The organism is Streptomyces sp. NPDC051776, from assembly GCF_040681345.1.
Lineage (GTDB): Bacteria > Actinomycetota > Actinomycetes > Streptomycetales > Streptomycetaceae > Streptomyces.
Genome location: NZ_JBFAYQ010000035.1, coordinates 14,897 through 30,747, shown reverse-complemented (window position 1 = coordinate 30,747; position 15,851 = coordinate 14,897). Strand labels below are relative to the sequence as shown.

The 15,851-nt window shown below is 71.7% G+C and carries 11 protein-coding genes and 1 pseudogene; 3 read left to right on the top strand and 9 right to left on the bottom strand.

The features are described 5' to 3' along the window. Nucleotides 1-234: 234 nt before the first annotated feature. From AB0M26_RS23765 to AB0M26_RS23755, 3 genes are all read right to left on the bottom strand, one after another. The gene (locus AB0M26_RS23765; protein ID WP_365263836.1) at nt 235-2,202 is read right to left on the bottom strand and encodes an ABC transporter permease; all 1,968 of its coding nucleotides are present in this window, start codon (nt 2,200-2,202) and stop codon (nt 235-237) included. Between the two features lie 94 nt (nt 2,203-2,296). Continuing rightward, nucleotides 2,297-3,097: a molybdate ABC transporter substrate-binding protein gene (gene modA, locus AB0M26_RS23760; protein ID WP_365263835.1), complete on the bottom strand. Its 801-nt coding sequence runs from the start codon at nt 3,095-3,097 to the stop codon at nt 2,297-2,299. A gap of 120 nt (nt 3,098-3,217) precedes the next feature. Beyond that, nucleotides 3,218-3,613 carry a helix-turn-helix transcriptional regulator gene (locus AB0M26_RS23755; protein ID WP_365263834.1) on the bottom strand — a complete coding sequence of 132 codons (396 nt, stop codon included), beginning with the start codon at nt 3,611-3,613 and terminating at the stop codon, nt 3,218-3,220. A gap of 204 nt (nt 3,614-3,817) precedes the next feature. Between AB0M26_RS23755 and AB0M26_RS23750 the strand changes: the two genes are divergently transcribed. Beyond that, nucleotides 3,818-4,240: a TOBE domain-containing protein gene (locus AB0M26_RS23750; RefSeq protein ID WP_365263833.1), complete on the top strand. Its 423-nt coding sequence runs from the start codon at nt 3,818-3,820 to the stop codon at nt 4,238-4,240. Nucleotides 4,241-5,036: 796 nt separating this feature from the next. Continuing rightward, a complete protein-coding gene (gdhA, locus tag AB0M26_RS23745; protein ID WP_365263832.1) occupies nt 5,037-6,380 on the top strand; it encodes an NADP-specific glutamate dehydrogenase in 1,344 nt (447 codons plus the stop codon). A 648-nt stretch (nt 6,381-7,028) separates the two neighbouring features. Here gdhA and AB0M26_RS23740 read toward each other — a convergent pair. The 5 genes and pseudogenes from AB0M26_RS23740 to AB0M26_RS23720 form a co-directional block, all read right to left on the bottom strand. Then, nucleotides 7,029-8,213, bottom strand: a complete 1,185-nt coding sequence (locus AB0M26_RS23740) for a zinc-dependent alcohol dehydrogenase (RefSeq protein ID WP_365263831.1) — start codon at nt 8,211-8,213, stop codon at nt 7,029-7,031. 138 nt (nt 8,214-8,351) lie between these two features. Then, nucleotides 8,352-9,473 carry a sulfite oxidase gene (locus tag AB0M26_RS23735; RefSeq protein ID WP_365263830.1) on the bottom strand — a complete coding sequence of 374 codons (1,122 nt, stop codon included), beginning with the start codon at nt 9,471-9,473 and terminating at the stop codon, nt 8,352-8,354. A 345-nt stretch (nt 9,474-9,818) separates the two neighbouring features. After that, on the bottom strand, nt 9,819-10,574 hold the full coding sequence (locus AB0M26_RS23730; RefSeq protein ID WP_365263829.1) for an SRPBCC domain-containing protein: 756 nt from the start codon (nt 10,572-10,574) through the stop codon (nt 9,819-9,821). A 79-nt stretch (nt 10,575-10,653) separates the two neighbouring features. Next, a pseudogene (locus tag AB0M26_RS23725) lies at nt 10,654-11,478 on the bottom strand (SAM-dependent methyltransferase). A gap of 195 nt (nt 11,479-11,673) precedes the next feature. Then, nucleotides 11,674-12,423 carry a DUF2071 domain-containing protein gene (locus AB0M26_RS23720; protein ID WP_365263828.1) on the bottom strand — a complete coding sequence of 250 codons (750 nt, stop codon included), beginning with the start codon at nt 12,421-12,423 and terminating at the stop codon, nt 11,674-11,676. Nucleotides 12,424-12,777: 354 nt separating this feature from the next. Between AB0M26_RS23720 and AB0M26_RS23715 the strand changes: the two genes are divergently transcribed. Beyond that, nucleotides 12,778-14,667, top strand: a complete 1,890-nt coding sequence (locus AB0M26_RS23715) for a penicillin-binding transpeptidase domain-containing protein (RefSeq protein ID WP_365263827.1) — start codon at nt 12,778-12,780, stop codon at nt 14,665-14,667. Nucleotides 14,668-14,719: 52 nt separating this feature from the next. On the opposite strand, the gene AB0M26_RS23710 is transcribed toward AB0M26_RS23715, so the two are convergent. Further along, nucleotides 14,720-15,553, bottom strand: coding sequence for a serine hydrolase (locus AB0M26_RS23710; protein WP_365263826.1), 834 nt, complete (start codon nt 15,551-15,553; stop codon nt 14,720-14,722). Nucleotides 15,554-15,851: the final 298 nt, after the last annotated feature.

The following is a 15,851-nucleotide window of genomic DNA, read 5'->3' as shown; positions in this document are numbered from 1 at the left end:
GAGCAAGTCGCCGGAACGTTCTCGTAGTGGGCCTGCTCGGCTGATCCGGCAAGGCAGCAGACGGCCGTGCCGGGGGCGGGCGACGAGCGGGGCAAACCTTGGCGGGGTCGGTGCCAGCCCTGTCTTGAGAGTCCCGTCCGCTCCCGGCGCCCGCCCGGCGGGCGGACGCCGCTCCTTCGAAGACGGGCCACGTGCCGCCGCGGAGGTCGTCGGCCGCGCACCCCGGTTCGTCCTTCACAGCGGGACGAGCGCGACCTCCGTCGCTTTGACGCTCGTGAACACCGGTGTGCCTTCGGCCAGTCCGAGCTCCGCAGCGGCCGCCGGAGTGACCTCGGCGACGAGGTCCGGGGCCTCGCCGGACGTCACGAGCACGCGCAGACGGCTGCCCACCGCGGTGATCTCGTGCACCGTGCCGGGCCAGACGTTCCGCGGGCTGCCGCTGGGCCTCTCACGGTGCAGCGCGACCGCCTCGGGGGCGATGACCGCGAGTGCTTCCACCCCCGGGTCCACCGGCTCGGCCGCGACGATGCCCGTACCGCCGGGAAGTCGGAGACCGTCCGCCGTGGACGTGCCCGGCCAGGCGTTCCGGCCCAGCATGCGCGCGACCCACGGGGAGCGCGGATGGCGGGTGACCTCCAGCGGGGGCGCGTCCTGCAGGGCACGGCCGTCCTGGAGGACGAGCACACGGTCGGCCAGGGACACCGCCTCGACGGGATCGTGGGTGACGACAAGGCAGACGCCGCCGAACGCTTCGAGGTGGCGTCGCAGCAGATGCCGTACACGGGCCCGAGTCGACTGGTCGAGGGCGGCCAGCGGCTCGTCCAGGAGCAGCAGCCGCGGGCGGGCGGCCAGCGCGCGGGCGAGAGCGACCCGCTGGGCCTGGCCGCCGGAGAGCTGCGCCGGCCGGCGATGGGCGAGAGAGCCGACGCCGAGCCGTTCCAGCCACACCTGCGCGGCCCGGCGCGCCTCGGTGCGCGGCACGTGGTGCGCCCGCAGCCCGTACGCGGTGTTGGCGAGGGCGGACAGATGCGGGAACAGCGCCCCGTCCTGCGGGACCCACGCCACGCCGCGGCGGTGCGGCGGGAGCGCGGTGACGTCGGCGCCGCCGAGGCGCAGCGTGGCGCGGGACCGGTCGGTGAGGCCCAGCAGCGCGCGCAACAGGGTCGTCTTTCCCGCGCCGTTGGGGCCTACGACCGCGATGGTCGTGCCCGGCTGGGCTTCCAGGGCCAGCCGGTTGAAGCCGGTGACCTCCGCGAGCAGGGACGTGAGGGGCGTGTCGTTTCCCGGTACGGGGGACGGGGCGCTGTTCTCCGTTGCGCCTTCCCACGGCACGGGCGCGTCGTCGTCCCCGTCCGGCCGCTCCGGCGGGCCGCTGGGCGAACGGCCGCCCGTGACGCCCGTCCAGCGCCCGCGCAGCGCGACGAGTACGGCGAAGGCGACCGAGAGCAGCAGCAGCGAGACCGAGGTGGCTGCCTCCGGCCGGTCCTGGAGCAGCAGATACACCTGGAGCGGAAGGGTCTGGGTGGTGCCGGGGAGATTGCCGGCGAACGTGATGGTCGCACCGAACTCGCCGAGCGCCCGCGCCCAGGTCAGCGCGGCACCTGCGGCCAGCCCCGGGGCGACCATGGGCAGCGTGACGGTGAGGAAGACCCGTATCGGCGAGGCGCCGAGCGAGGCGGCCGTCTCCTCGTACCGGCGGCTGAGCGCGGCGAGCGTGCCCTCCAGGCTGATGACGAGGAACGGCATCGCCACAAAGGTCGCGGCGACGACCGCCCCCGAGGTGTGGAACGGCAGGGTGACGCCGAACCACTCCTCCAGCCATGGCCCGAGCAGCCCGCGTCGCCCGAAACCGAGCAGCAGCGCGACACCGCCGACCGTGGGCGGCAGCACCATCGGCAGCAGGACGAGCGATCGCACCAGAGCCTTGCCGGGGAAGTCGACGCGTGCCAGGAGCCAGGCCAGCGGCACGCCGAGGACGAGGGAGAGCACCAGCGCCCACGCCGATACGACCAGCGAGAGCCGCAGCGCCTGGACGGACTGCGGAGTGCCGAGGTGGTCGCCGAGTTCGCCCCAGGACGTCCGCGCCAGGATGCCGATGAGCGGCAGGAGCAGAAACGCGACGGCGAGAGTTGCGGGGACGGCCAGGGGGAGGGGCGCGCGCGGCCGGCGAGCCGGCGGGCGTATGCCGTGGCTGATTCTCATCGTGATGTCCCGGAGCGGTGTGCGGGGGAGTGCTGGTGCACCGGGGGGGGCGCCCGTCCCCCCACACGCGGCCGGCCCCCGTGCACCGGGTCGGTCACGGCTTCTGGAACCCGGCGTCCCGGAGGATCTTCTGCGCCTCGGCGGACGACAGCCACGCCACGAACGCTTCGGCCGCCTCCGCGTGCGCCGACTGCTTGAGTACGGCGGCCGGGTACTCGGCTACGGCGTTCTGGTCGTCCGGGATCGTCACGGCGTCGACCTTGCCGGTCGCCGTGTCCGCGTCGGTCTTGTAGACGAGCCCCGCGTCGGCCTCGCCGAGTTCGACCTTGCTCAGGACGGCCCGGACATTCGGCTCCTCGGAGACCGGCTTCACCGAGACCTTCCGCGCGTCCAGGATCTGCCGGCTGTAGCGCCCGACGGGGACCTCCGGCGCTGCCAGAACCACCTTGAGCTTCGGGTCGGCGAGGTCCTCCAGGCCGTCGATCTTCTCGGGGTTGCCCTCGCCGGTGGCGATCACGAGGCGGTTCTCGGCGATGACCTTGGGCTTCCCGGTGTCGCCCTTCAGTCCGTCCATGGTCTTGGTGTCGGCGGTGACCAGGGCGTCGGCGGGGGCGCCCTGTTTCACCTGGGCGGCCAGTTCCTGTGAGCCCGCGAAGGAGAACGTGATCTTCGTGCCGTGGTGCGTCTTCTCGTAGGCGTCCGCGGCCTTCTCGAAGACATCGGTGAGGGAGGAGGCGGCGAGCACGGTCAGATCGGCCGGGGGCGCGGAGGTCGCCTCGGGGGACCCGGAGCCGGTGTCCTTCGTGTCATCGCTGCCGCAGGCGGCGAGAGACAGCGCCGGCGCGACGGCGAGGAGGGCGGCGGCGGCACGGCGCCGGGTGACGGCGAGGGACATGGGAATTGCCTCCTGGGAGAGGTGACGCGACGCGCGCGGTGGCGTCCGGCGAGGGCGAGGGAGCGGACGGCGGTCGGCCGGGCGGACCGGAAGACGGCCCCGCCCGTATGTGACGGGGCATCAGGTGCGGTCGACGTGCACGCTCGTGGACTTCACCCGGGCGGTGGCCTGCATGCCGACTTCCAGCCCCAGCTCCTCGACCGCCTCCCGGGTCAGCAGCGAGACCAGCCGGTGAGGTCCCGCCTGGATCTCCACCTGGGCCGCGACATCGCCGAGCTTGACCGCGGTGACGATGCCGGGGAACGCGTTGCGGACCGAGGTGTACGAGGTCTCCTCCTCGCCGGTGCCGCTCTGCGCGAGTTCGGTCGAGAACGCGGCCAGATCTCGGCCGTCGATCAGGCGGCGGCCACTGTCGTCGCGGTGGGTCGCGACCCGGCCCGCGTCGGCCCAGCGGCGCGCGGTGTCGGGACTGACACCGAGGAGACGCGCCGCCTGGCCGATGGTATAGGACTGCATGTGCGCCACCGTAGAGCTGAAGTCCTCGCATCTGCAATGTGTCAGGCGCGTTGTTGTAGCAAATGCGGACTCGCTTGGAGGAACTGCCGAGCGGCGGGACCTGAGGTCGCCCGTCGGGGTGCCGGACGGTGGTCCACGGCATGGCTAGAGTGCGGAGGCACCCGACGAAACATGACATGCGATCAGAGGATGGGGCATTCCGGTATGGACTTGAGCATCCGCAATCAGTTGGCCGGCACCGTCGTTTCCGTGACGCGGGGCGAGGTCATGGCCGTCGTCAAGGTCCGCCTCTCGGGCGGGCAGGAGGTCAGCGCGGCGGTCACGGCCGAGGCCGTACGGGATCTGGGCATCGCGGGCGGCTCCGCTGTGCAGGCACTGGTGAAGTCCACCGAGGTCGCTCTCGCCACCGGGCCGGTCGCCGCCATCAGTATCCGCAATCAGATCCCCGGCACGGTCACCGGTATGACGGCCGGCAGTGCCATGGCGGGTGTGAAGATGGATGTGGAGGGCGGCGCGACGCTGACCGCCGCGGTCACCCAGGACGCCGTCGCCGATCTCGGTCTGACGGTGGGAAGTTCCGTGGTCGCGCTCATCAAGTCGACCGAAGTCTCCCTCGCCACGGCCTGACCCGGGGGCCGCTCCGCGTGTGACGCGCCCCGGGGCGGGTGAGCCGAGGCCCGTCCTCGAACGGAGCGTTGCGGTCCCGCGCTGCCCGACCATCCGCGAGGGGTCACTTCCGCGGCAAGGTCACCCGGGCCTCCGCCCGGCCATGGGCTTGTTTGCACGCCCATGGCCGTGGCTGCTTCCCGACGACGTCGACGCTCGTGCGGCGGACGAGTCTGAGCGTTCACCTAGCGTGTCGCTGGCTATCGTCGGCATCGATCCCGGCCCGCCCGCGCGCATGGTCCGCACCAGCCGCCGCCCCTGCCGTGAGGAGGCCTCGTGCCCGTCCCGAACACTCCCGTACCGATGGCGCCGTCACCGCCGCGCGCGCCGGCGCCGGTGACGGCCGGCGGACCAGGGCGGCGCGGCCCGCGGCGCAGGACCCGCCGGTGGCGCCGTGCTCCGCCGATTGCGGGACGCGTGCTGATCCCCGGGCGGCCCGCGCCCAGGCCGTACGCCCGTGGCACCGCCTCCAACTCGCCGTTTGGACATGCGCCTCGGTGCCGCGGCGCTCCGGCGCCCGTAGACACGGGTGCGTGTAAACGGGCCGAAGCGGCGGCCGTGCCCCGTGCCGGGACGACCAGCGGAACACTCCGAAGCTCCGGAAGTCCGCTCAAGCCGTGAAGGGGCGCCGCGCGACGGCTGAACGGATTTCCCGAACCGGCTGATGCACAGGGCCTTTCGGCGAGGCGGGAACGTCGCGGTCGCGCATGCGGCAGTATCGCGATGAGCACAACCACGAGAAAGGACCGTCACGGTGATGAGGCTCAACCCTGCCACCGAAGCTCTCTACGAGAGCGTCGTGGGGCGCAACCCCGCGGAAGCGGAGTTCCACCAAGCCGTTGCCGAGGTGCTGCAGAGCATTCAGCCCGCACTCGACCTGCGCCCCGAACTCCGCGACGCGGCACTCCTCGAGCGGCTCTGCGAACCCGAGCGCCAGATCATGTTCCGGGTCGTGTGGACCGACGACAACGGCAGGGCGCACGTCAACCGCGGTTTCCGGGTGGGATTCAGCTCCGCTCTCGGTCCGTACAAGGGAGGGCTGCGCTTTCATCCCAGCGTCAACCTCGGAGTCATCAAATTCCTGGCATTCGAGCAGATCTTCAAGAATGCGCTCACGGGGCTGGGAATCGGGGCTGGAAAGGGCGGTTCGGACTTCAATCCCGCCGGGCGCTCCGACGGCGAGGTCATGCGCTTCTGCCAGGCCTATATGACGGAACTGCATCGGCATATCGGCCCGCAGACCGATGTGCCGGCCGGGGACATCGGCGTCGGCTCCCGTGAGATCGGCTATCTGTTCGGCCAGTACAAGCGGCTCACCAACCGCTTCGACGCCGGCACGCTCACCGGCAAGCACCTGCTGATCGGCGGCAGCCACGTCCGCCCCGAGGCCACCGGCTTCGGTACCGTCTACTTCCTCGACGCGATGCTCGCTGCCCGCGGCCATTCCCTGGAGGGGAAGACCGCCGTCCTGTCCGGCTCCGGCAACGTCGCGTACCACGCCATCGCAAAACTGCACGAGTTGGGCGCCACCGCCGTGGCCTGCTCCGACTCCACCGGCTACGTCCACGACCCCGCGGGCATCCGCCTGGATGTGCTCCACGGGGTCAAGACCGTGCAGCGCCGGAAGCTCGACGCCTACGCGGAGCAGGTTCCGTCGGCGACGTTCGTCCGCGGCAGGGTGCCCTGGGACCTTCCCTGCGACCTTGCCCTCCCCGCCGCCACTCAGAACGAACTCGGTGAGGCCGACGCCATCTCCCTCACCAAGAACGGACTGCTGGCCGTGGCTGAGGGGGCCAACATGCCCTGCACGCCGGAAGCCATCCGCATCTTCCAGGAGGCCGATGTCGCCATCGCTCCGGGCAAGGCGGCCAACGCCGGCGGAGTCGCCACGTCCGCACTGGAGATGCAGCAGAACGCCTCCCGGGACCGCTGGTCGTTCATCGAGACCGACAAGCGCCTGGCGGAGACGATGCGCACCATCCACGACACGTGCCTGGCCACCGCGGAGGAGTACGGGCAGCCGGGCGACTACATCAGCGGGGCGAACATCACGGGATTCCTGACCGTCGCCGACGCCATGACCATGCTGGGGCTGGTCTGAGGAGGGTTCGTCCGAGAAGCACATGGGCGGCTGGGCCGGGGCGTTTCCCGCGGCCCGGCCGCCGACTTCCGTGCCCGTACGGCGCGGGCCCGGTCCGTCCGGCCGGTCTCATTCGGCCGCCCGGTCGGGCCGCCGCGGCTCGGCCGAGGAAAGGCCGGTGGTGCATCGCGAGGAGACCGGATGTCAACCTCTCTCCGTGGCCTCGGATATCCGAACCCCATGTGCGCAATTCCCCCTGGGACCGGCCGAGTTGTTGGGGGATCACCGTCATGGGAAATGCCGTGAGCCCGTATGCGGGCAGCGGGCCGAACTGACCCGGCTGACCCGGGAGTTCTCCGAGGAGCCGCTTGGCGTGCCTTTTCGGGCGAAGTTGGGGAAAGGTGGTGCGACCAGGGTTGATTCTGGTCGGACCACCCTTCGTTCCGCACTGGTGAGTTGCTCACCAGCAATCAGTGGTTCCCCTTTTCCCGCCCACCGTTGCGGGCCTTGTGAACTCCTCCATGCCTCCAACCATGCGGGTGCCCCGGAAGTGTTTTTCAAACCTCCCTGCATTGCTGTTTGTTGAAGTCCTCACGAGGTATCCGAGGGGCCCCGCGGCCGCGCGTCGAGATATTCGTGCGCATTGCGGTGTGGCCCGTATTCGTGCATTCACGGTTCGAGGAGAACCTTCACCATGCCGTCCGCTTTCGCCTGGAAGGTCTGGTACGCCCACGGTGCGTCTTCCAGCCGCACATGGTGGGTGGCGAACCCCTCCACCCCCAGCGGATCACCGTCGGAGACCAGCGGCATGATGTCGTCCACCCAGCGCCGGACGTTGGCCTGACCCATCCGGAGCTGAATCTGCTTGTCGAACAGGGTCATCATCGGCAGCGGGTCGGTCATCCCGCCGTAGACACCGCTCAGCGAGATCGTGCCACCGCGCCGAACGACGTCGACGGCGGTCAGGAGCGCGGCCATGCGGTCCACGCCCGCCCGCCCCATCACCTTCTCGCCGACCGCGCCCGGCAACATCCCCGCGAGCTGCTGCGCCACCTTGGCCGCCGTCGCGCCGTGCGCCTCCATGCCGACCGCGTCGATGACGGCGTCCGGTCCCCGCCCGTCGGTCATGCCGCGGATGACGTCACCGATGTCCGCTTCGTGATCGCGCAGATCCACCACGTCCACGCCGTGCTGCCGGGCCCGCTCCAGCCGCTCCGGTACGAGGTCGACGCCGATGACCCGGCCCGCGCCGCGGTGCAGCGCGATCCGGGAGCACATGTCCCCGATGGGCCCGAGGCCCAGCACCGCCACGCTGCCGCCGGGCGGGATCGCGGCGTACTCGACGGCCTGCCACGCGGTGGGCAGTACGTCGGAGAGGTAAACGAAGCGTTCGTCGGGCGGTCCGTCCGGGACCCTGATCGGCAGGGTGTCGGCGAAGGGCACCCGCAGATACTCGGCCTGGCCGCCGGGCACTTGGCCGTAGAGCTTGGTGTAGCCGAACAGGGCCGCACCCATACCGCGCTCGCGCACCTGGGTGGTCTCGCACTGGGAGTGCAGGCCCGCTTCGCACATGAAGCAGGTCCCGCACGAGACGTTGAAGGGGACCACGACGCGGTCGCCGACGGCCAGTGACGTCACGCCGGAACCGGTCTCCTCCACCACCCCCATCGGCTCGTGCCCGAGGATGTCGCCCTCCTCCAGGAACGGTCCGAGCACCTCGTACAGGTGCAGATCCGATCCGCAGACGCCGGTGGAAGTGATCCGTACGATCGCGTCGGTCGGCTGCTCGATCCGCGGGTCGGGAACCGTGTCCACCCGCACATCGCGCCTTCCGTGCCAGGTCAGAGCCCTCATGACGCCTCCTTGCGGGATCATCGCTCCGGTCGCCCCCGGCACAGGACGGGTGCACCTGAGGGCCCGGACCGAAACACCCCGGGGACAACGCGCCGCTTCCGCATCCGCAGGCGGCGCGTCGCCGCGCTGCCGACGGTGTCAGCCCCGGTGGTGCAGGGACAGTACGTCGACCCGTTGCACGGCGTTGTTGGCGAACCCGCCGCGGTTCCACGGCGGGTCTACGGGCTGAACGTGCCCCCCTGCGTCGTGGGCACGCGTGGTCAGCACATACCGGCCGGGGGCGGCCGTCCAGGTGTATTCCCACCGGCGCCACGCCCAGGGGGCTCCGCCCGCGGGGTCGAGGTCGGCGGTGTCCCAGGTGCCGCCGTCGTCCGTGCTCACCTCGACGCTCGTCACGGGTGCGAGGCCCGACCAGGCGCGCCCCTCCAGCCGCACGGTGCCGGGGCGCACCACGCGCGAGCGCGACATGAAGTCCGGGAACCCGGGCGGGATCATCAGCGAACGGGGCGCGATCCGCGTCACCGGCTCGCCCGCCTCGCCGGGGTCCTGCCGCAATCGGTACGCCTCGGCCTGCTGGAAACCGGTGAAGGGGGTGTCCGTGATCCTGATGTCGCGCAGCCACTTCACATGGGCCATGCCGTACCAGCCGGGGACCACCAGCCGCAGCGGGTGGCCGTGCTGCGGCGGCAGCGGGTGGCCGTTCATGGCGTAGGCCAGCAGGACGTCCGAGTCCCGTCCGGCCGCAACCGAAAGCGGCAGGCTGCGCGCGTAGTCCTGCTCGACGCCCCGCTCCACGCCGTGATCGGCGCCGGTGAAGACCGCCTCGACGGCACCGGGGCCGGGCGCGGCGTCGGCGAGCAGTGTGCGCAGCGGCACCCCGGTCCACTCCGCGGTGCCCACGGCCTCGACCAGCCAGGGCTGGCTCACCGGCCGCGGTGTGAGATCGGCCCGGCCGTTGCCGGCGCACTCCATGGTGACGCGTACCGTGGTCGAGGGCAGCGACCGGAGGTCGTCCATCGAGACCGCCAGGGGGCGGCGTACGTCGCCTTGGACCGTGAGCTGCCAGGTCGAGGGGTCGGCGGCCGGGATGTCGTAGTGGGTCAGTACATAGTGCAGTCCCGGCGGGGTCACGTCGTAGCGGAGAGCCTCCAGTGGCAGCGCGTGGTTGCGGGCTGCCAGCGCGAGTTCCTCCCGGCTGATTCCCTCACCGGGGTCGGCGATCCGCGCCGATGCGCTGACATCGTCGATGTGCGGGCTCATACGGCCATTGTGCGTCCGGGCACCGCGGCGCGAAGGCCGAGTCGGGCGGGGAGAGGCAGGGATGCGGGTGCCTCGTCCCCTGGCCGCCGGAGCCCGGTGTCGGGTCCGGGCGGGCGACTGAGCACGGAGGCGCGGCGCGGCACGGTCCGGGCGTACGGCTCGGCGCGGAGGCGCGGCGCGGTGCGGTGCGGTCCGGGCGTACGGCTCGGCGCGGAGGCGCGGCGCGGCGCGGTGCGGTGCGGTCCGGGCGTACGGCTCGGCGCGGAGGCGCGGCGCGGTGCGGGCGTACGGCTCGGGCCGGGCACGGCCCGGTCCAGGACTCAGCCGTGCATCTCCGCCCAGGACTCAGCCGTACATCATCGATCCGGGCGTCGTGAGCTGCTCGCCCGTCTCCAGCCAGGTCTTGAGGCCGGAGAGGATCATCGGCCAGCCGCCGTAGAGTTCGTCGTTGGCGCCCTCACGGAGCTGGTCGTGGGTCACGGTGAGCCGGCAGGAGTCGCCGACCGGCTCGACCTCCCAGGTGACTCGCGAGGTGCCCTCGCTCTTCACGTCGTCGCTCCAGAGCGCGACCATGCTCTGGACCAGCCGCCGCGGAGGATCGACCTCGAGGTTCTCCCCCTCGCCCAGAAGGCCCTCGGCGCTCGGGTGGGCCATCTCGAACCGCGATCCGGGCGTCCAGTCGGAGGAGACGCGGACGCCGAAGTTGTACTTGCTCCGGATCTCGCCGTCGGTGATCGCCTCCCAGAGGCGTTCCGGAGTCGTACGGATGTAGATCTCGAAAACCTTCTCCATGGGACTCTCCAGTCTGCTCTTGAGGCCGCTGAGCGCCGCCGCCCAGGGCTCCGCGTACTTGCTCACCCACCGGTCGTGGACGAGCCGGATCGGGACCGGATTGAGAAAATGGAGCTTTTCGCGGCCGCGCCGCCGGGTGACCACCAGTCCAGCTTCCTCGAGCTGCTTCAGGTGCTTCATCACGCCGAAGCGCGTCATCGAGGCGAAGCGTTCCGCGAGCGCGTTGAGTGTCTGGCCGTCCTCGCGGAACAGCTCGTCGAGCAGGCTCCGCCGGGTCGGATCGGCGAGTGCCCGGAACACGGCGTCCATGCCATCGATGATAGGTGACTGTTTGGTCACCTATCAACCCGCGGTTGCGCCCGGGTGGGGCCCGGGCGCAACCGGCGGTTCAGGACGGCTTGCGCGCCACGCCCGCCCAGTAGTACGCCCCGTTGGGGTCGTCCGGGAGGTCGCCGTCCGGCCGCCAGCCCATCACGGGCACCACGCCCGGCTCGATGAGTTCCCAGTCGCCGAAGAACCGCTCCACCAGGGTCCGTTCGCGGGGGACCAGCGTCATGTGCCCCTGTTCCGCGGCCTTGACGACCTCGCCCATCGTCGCTGGATTGAAGTCCTGGCTCGGGTGTGTGATGGCGACATGGCTGCCGGGCAGGAGGGCGTCGAGGAGTACGGCCGTGCTCGCCCAGGGGTCGTCCTGGTCGTCGAGGAGCATCAGTACCGCGATCAGCAGCAGTCCCACGGGACGGTCGAGGTCGAGTGCGGCTGTGAGGTCCCGAGACCGGAGCAGTTCCTACGGCTGCCTCAGGTCCGCCTGCACGTGGACCGTTCGCGACGACGCGCCGCCGGTCGCCGTCTTCCGGGCGTGCTCCTGCGCGTGCGCGTTGACGATCGGGTCGTTGTCCACGCAGACCACCCGGCTGTCCGGCGCGACGATCCCGGTGACCGAGTGGGTGTCGCCCGGGGCCGGGATACCGGTTCCGATGTCGAGGAACTGGCGTATCCCTGCCTCCTCGACCATGCAGCGCACCGCCCGCCCCAGGAAGCGCCGGTTCTCCCGGGCCATGGTCCTGATGCCGGGGATCGCCTGCTCGAATGCCTGGCCAAGAGCCCGGTCGGCTGCGAAATTGCTGCTCCCGCCGAGCCAGTAGTCGTACATGCGGGCGGAGTGCGGCAGGCTGGTGTCGATGCCCGACGGGGGGACCTGATCATTCGTCATGGCGCCCAATCTGCCGGATCCCGCCCACGGCAGCCACCGGAACGCCGTCGAATTCCCTCTCCGCCAAAGCCTGTTGGGGCGGGCGTTGGGGCGGGCGTCTGCGGCGAGCGTCTGCGGCGAGCGGAACGGAGAGCCGCTGCGGGGTGGTGCGGAGGTCCGCGGCGGAGCGGCAGCCCTGCGAAGGCGGGCGGTGGTTCAGTGCGTCGCGCCCGTCGGTGCCCCGAACACGGCGGGGACCCCCGGCGCATACAACACGCTGCACGGTGGTCCCGCGGGCGCGGGCAGCCCGGCCGAGGCGATCACCTCCTCTTCGAGGCCGAGGAGCGTGGCCGTGCGGAGCGGCCATGTGGGGTGCGCGTTCGGCAGGTGGAGGGTGCGCCCGAACCAGTCGACGTGGAGTCCCCAGCGCGCGGTCAGAAACGTCTCCAGCCCGGTCGGCTCGCCGATCTGCTCGCCCACCTCGATCCGCACGCGGTACGCCCCGGCACGCCCGCCCGTACGGCGCCGGGCGAAGGCCGGCCGCCTTCCGGTGTACGTGATGCGGTTCCCGCTACGGGAGATCCGCATCGACGACCAGCGGTACGGCAGCCGGAACCCCGCGCGCCCGGCGAGGACCGGCAGCAGACGGGCGGCGTCCAGGCTCAGGAAGACCACGCCGCGCCGCCCGCGCTCGTCGACGCTGTAGAGCCGGACGTTGGTCTCCGGAAAGGTGCCCAGATAGGGGAGTGCCGGGCGGCGGCCGATCGCGACCCGTTCCATCCGGAACGGCACGAGACCGACGTACGTCCTGCCCTCGAAGAGGTCGGGACGGGTGCCGTGGGGGAGGAGCGGGGCGACGGAGGCGGGGTCGGCGGGCCAGTGCAGGAAGGTCACGTCGGTCCACCACTGCGACATGATCGGGCGCCGGACGGTGCGGGGCGACGTCGCGGTTACAGGTTCGTCCATGGTGAGACGGACTCCGGTTCGGCTGTGGAGGGTTGTCCGGCCGACCCGCCGTATCGCTCGGGCCGGACACCTCCACCCCGCCGGGGATCGTCCCGCCCCGTCCCGTCCCGCCCCGGGCCGGGCCGGGGCGGGGCGGGGCGGACAGGGGCGCACCCCCGAGCCCCCTCCTCGGTCGCCGGGTGAAATCCGGCGGGGAGCGGCGGGACGCCACTGCGCGGGGGCACCTGTGTCGACAGAGGTGTGGCAGGGTCCGCAGGGCCGACTCCGCCGGACCCGGGCACCAGGAGCCGTCGTCCGCCCGGGTTCCCCTCTCAGCGTCCGATCCCATCGGCTCGACCCAGGAGAAGAGCGCTCATGCGGCACCCAGGCACCGCTCCCACCGCCCGCGCCGGCGCGGCGGCACTCGCGGCGGCCGTGATCGCGAGCCTGATCGCCGGCTGCGACTCCGACCAGGACCCGGCCGCGAAGGCTGCGGCGTCCTTTCTCGCCGCCTGGGCCGGCGGCGACGAGAGGAAGGCGGCCTCGTACACCGACGACCCGAGGAGGGCCGAGGCCGAACTGACGCGTCTGCGCGGTGAACTCGACCTGGAGAAGGCGGAGTTCACCCCGGGGGGAAGGGAGGACGGGAAGAGGGAAGGGACCGCGCGTGTGCCGTTCCGCGTCCGGCTCACCCTCCACGGCGCGGGCACCTGGACGTACGGATCCGGTACCGAGGTACGCGAGTCCGGCGACGGCTGGAAGGTGCATTTCGCCCCGTCGGTCCTGCACCCGGCCCTCGACGAGCCGTTCATGCGTCTGGTCCGCGAGCGCGAGCTGCCGCGCCGCGCCGGCGTCCTGGCCGCGGACGGGACGAACCTGGCGCCCGAGGGCAGCGTGTGGAACGTCCGCATCTGGCCGGCCAAGCTCAGTGACCCCGGCCGCGCCTACCGAGCGCTGAAGAACCCGGCTCTCGGCGCCGACATCGACACCGGCGCCCTCAAGTCCCGTGTGGAGGAGGCGAAGCCGGACCAGGCCGTCCCGGTGATCACACTCCGGGACGAGGTGTACCGCAAGGTGAGAAGGGACCTCCTCCCCATCCCCGGGTTCCAGTTCTACGAGCACCCGCGCGCCGTCGCCACCACGGCCAGGCCCCTGATCGGAACGGTTCAGCCCGCCACGGACCGTACGCTGAGGAACGCCGGGCCGTACGCCGAAAGCACCGACGAGGTGGGGACGGCAGGACTCCAGTACCGCTACCAGAAGCAGCTCGCCGGACGGCCGTCCATCACCGTCCGCGCCGTCAACGAGGTGGAGGAAGCCGGGCCGCCGCTCTACCGCAGTCCCGCGAAGGCCGGGAAACCGGTCCGGACCACGCTCGATCCGGACACGCAGGCGGCCGCGGAGAAGGCCCTCGCCGCGGTGAGGAAGAAGGCGGCCCTGGTGGCGCTGCGACCGGCGAGCGGCGAGATCGTGGCCGTGGCCAACACCCCCGACTCCGCTGAGAACCGTGCCTTCAGCGGCCGCTACGCACCCGGCTCCACGTTCAAGGTCGTCACGACAGCGGCCCTGCTGCGGGCCGGGATCGGACCGGACAGCGCGGTTCCGTGCCCCCGTACGGTCACTGCGGGCGGCCGGGCCTTCCAGAACCAGGACGAGTTCGACCTGCCCTCGGGCACCACCTTCCGCAGGGACTTCGCCCAGTCCTGCAACACCGCGTTCATCGGCCTGGCGGACCGGCTCGGGGACGCCGGACTGGCCGAGGCCGCCGGGCAGTTCGGCATCGGAGGCGCCTGGAACGTCGGGGCGGCGACCTTCGACGGCAGCGTGCCCGAGGCAACGGCCGCCGAGGAGCGAGCCGCGAGCATGATCGGCCAGGGGCGGGTCGAGGCGAGCCCTCTCGTCATGGCGTCCGTCGCGGCCACCGTCCGGTCGGGTTCGTTCAGGCAGCCGGTGCTGGTACCGGATGCGGTGAAGGCCCGGCACCGCACGGCAAGGGCCTTGGACCGGGACGTCGTAGGGCAGTTGAGAACTCTGATGAGGGCCGTCGTGACCGAGGGCTCGGGCACTGCTCTGCGCGGCATCTCCGGGAACCCGGCAGCGAAGACCGGTACCGCGGAGTTCGGCACCGGCAGCCCACCGCGCACACACGCGTGGATGATCGGCTACCGGGGCGACCTCGCCTTCGCGGTCCTGGTGGAGGACGGCGGCTCGGGCGGCAAGGACGCGGGCCCGGTGGCGGCGGAGTTCCTGCGCCGCCTGGACTGAACCGGGTGGCGGCCAAGGGTACGTGCAGCGGCGCTGCCCCAACGGGCAGGTGTCAGGCCGAGTTCATCACCACATCCGTGGCGGCTCTGGCCGCGGCCTCCACCTGCCGGACACCGATGTCCATCGTGCGGTGGCTGTCGGAGACGACGGCGACCAGCAACCGGTGGCCGTCGTGGCGGACCTCGCCGATGCTGTTCACCACCCACAGTCCCGTCGCGCTGCGCGGCAGCCAGCCGTTCTTGAGTGCCGTGGCGGACCCCGGGTCGGCGGCGGCGGAGACGCCCCACGCCTGGTCGGGTTGCACCCGGCTCATCAGACCGTGCAGGAAAGCGCGGTTCCCGGGGGTGAGCGGGGAGTCGTTCGTGCTGATGGCCCGCAGGATCCTGAGCTGGTCGGAGGCGGTCGTGGTCGTCACCCCCCAGGTCGGGCCGGGTGTGGTGGCGGCGAGTCCGAGCCGCTCATTGGCCTTCGCCAGACCGGCTCCTCCGCCGATCCGGTTCCAGAGATACGTGGCCGCGTCGTTGTCGCTGGCGCGGATCATGCGATCGGCGTTGTCGCGCTCGGGAGCGGTGAGCGTACGGCCCTCGTCCTGGGTTCTCAGCAGAAGCGCCGACAGAATATCGGCCTTGACAATGCTGGCGGTGGCAAAAAAGTGGTCCGCAGGCGCGTATTCGCGCGAGGCCCCGCTGTCCAGGTCCAGAACGGCGACGGAGAGATATCCGGACGACAGTGCTCCCGCTTTCTCCAGCGCCGCGGAAATCGCCGCATCGGGACGGCCCGCCGTACTCGGGCGGCCCGTCGCAGCGTTTCCGTCGGCAACGGCCGGAGTTCCGTGCGCGGACATGGTCACCGGCAGGAGGGCGGCGCACAGGGCGGTGAAAGCCACTGCTCTTCCGAAGGGGCCCATGGTCTGTCGTGCCTTTCTGGATGCGGCTCGCTCGGCGCGGCGCTGAGACTTCCGCGATCGCGCTTCACTGCGGGCAGCGGTGCTGCGGAACCGCCGGCTACGGAGGCGTCCGGCCCGGGCGCACCTCGCAGGGCGGGCCGCGGCAGACGGATCCGCGCTGCCCGGCGCCCCGAGCGCTCGCTGCGCCGGCCGCGGGCCGTGCTGCGCCCCGCTCAGGCCTCGCCCGTACCGCGCTCGGAGCTCGGTGCGCGCCGCCCTGCACACGGTGCGGGAACGG

What these genes read in the sequence shown, in the direction of transcription:
- AB0M26_RS23730 (WP_365263829.1), bottom strand. Translation starts at nt 10,574, where the DNA reads ATGGACGCCGTGTTCCGGGCACTCGCCGATCCGACCCGGCGGAGCCTG.
- AB0M26_RS23735 (WP_365263830.1), bottom strand. Translation starts at nt 9,473, where the DNA reads ATGAGCCCGCACATCGACGATGTCAGCGCATCGGCGCGGATCGCCGAC.
- AB0M26_RS23755 (WP_365263834.1), bottom strand. Translation starts at nt 3,613, where the DNA reads ATGCAGTCCTATACCATCGGCCAGGCGGCGCGTCTCCTCGGTGTCAGT.
- AB0M26_RS23740 (WP_365263831.1), bottom strand. Translation starts at nt 8,213, where the DNA reads ATGAGGGCTCTGACCTGGCACGGAAGGCGCGATGTGCGGGTGGACACG.
- AB0M26_RS23750 (WP_365263833.1), top strand. Translation starts at nt 3,818, where the DNA reads ATGGACTTGAGCATCCGCAATCAGTTGGCCGGCACCGTCGTTTCCGTG.
- modA (WP_365263835.1), bottom strand. Translation starts at nt 3,097, where the DNA reads ATGTCCCTCGCCGTCACCCGGCGCCGTGCCGCCGCCGCCCTCCTCGCC.
- gdhA (WP_365263832.1), top strand. Translation starts at nt 5,037, where the DNA reads ATGAGGCTCAACCCTGCCACCGAAGCTCTCTACGAGAGCGTCGTGGGG.
- AB0M26_RS23720 (WP_365263828.1), bottom strand. Translation starts at nt 12,423, where the DNA reads ATGGACGAACCTGTAACCGCGACGTCGCCCCGCACCGTCCGGCGCCCG.
- AB0M26_RS23765 (WP_365263836.1), bottom strand. Translation starts at nt 2,202, where the DNA reads ATGAGAATCAGCCACGGCATACGCCCGCCGGCTCGCCGGCCGCGCGCG.
- AB0M26_RS23715 (WP_365263827.1), top strand. Translation starts at nt 12,778, where the DNA reads ATGCGGCACCCAGGCACCGCTCCCACCGCCCGCGCCGGCGCGGCGGCA.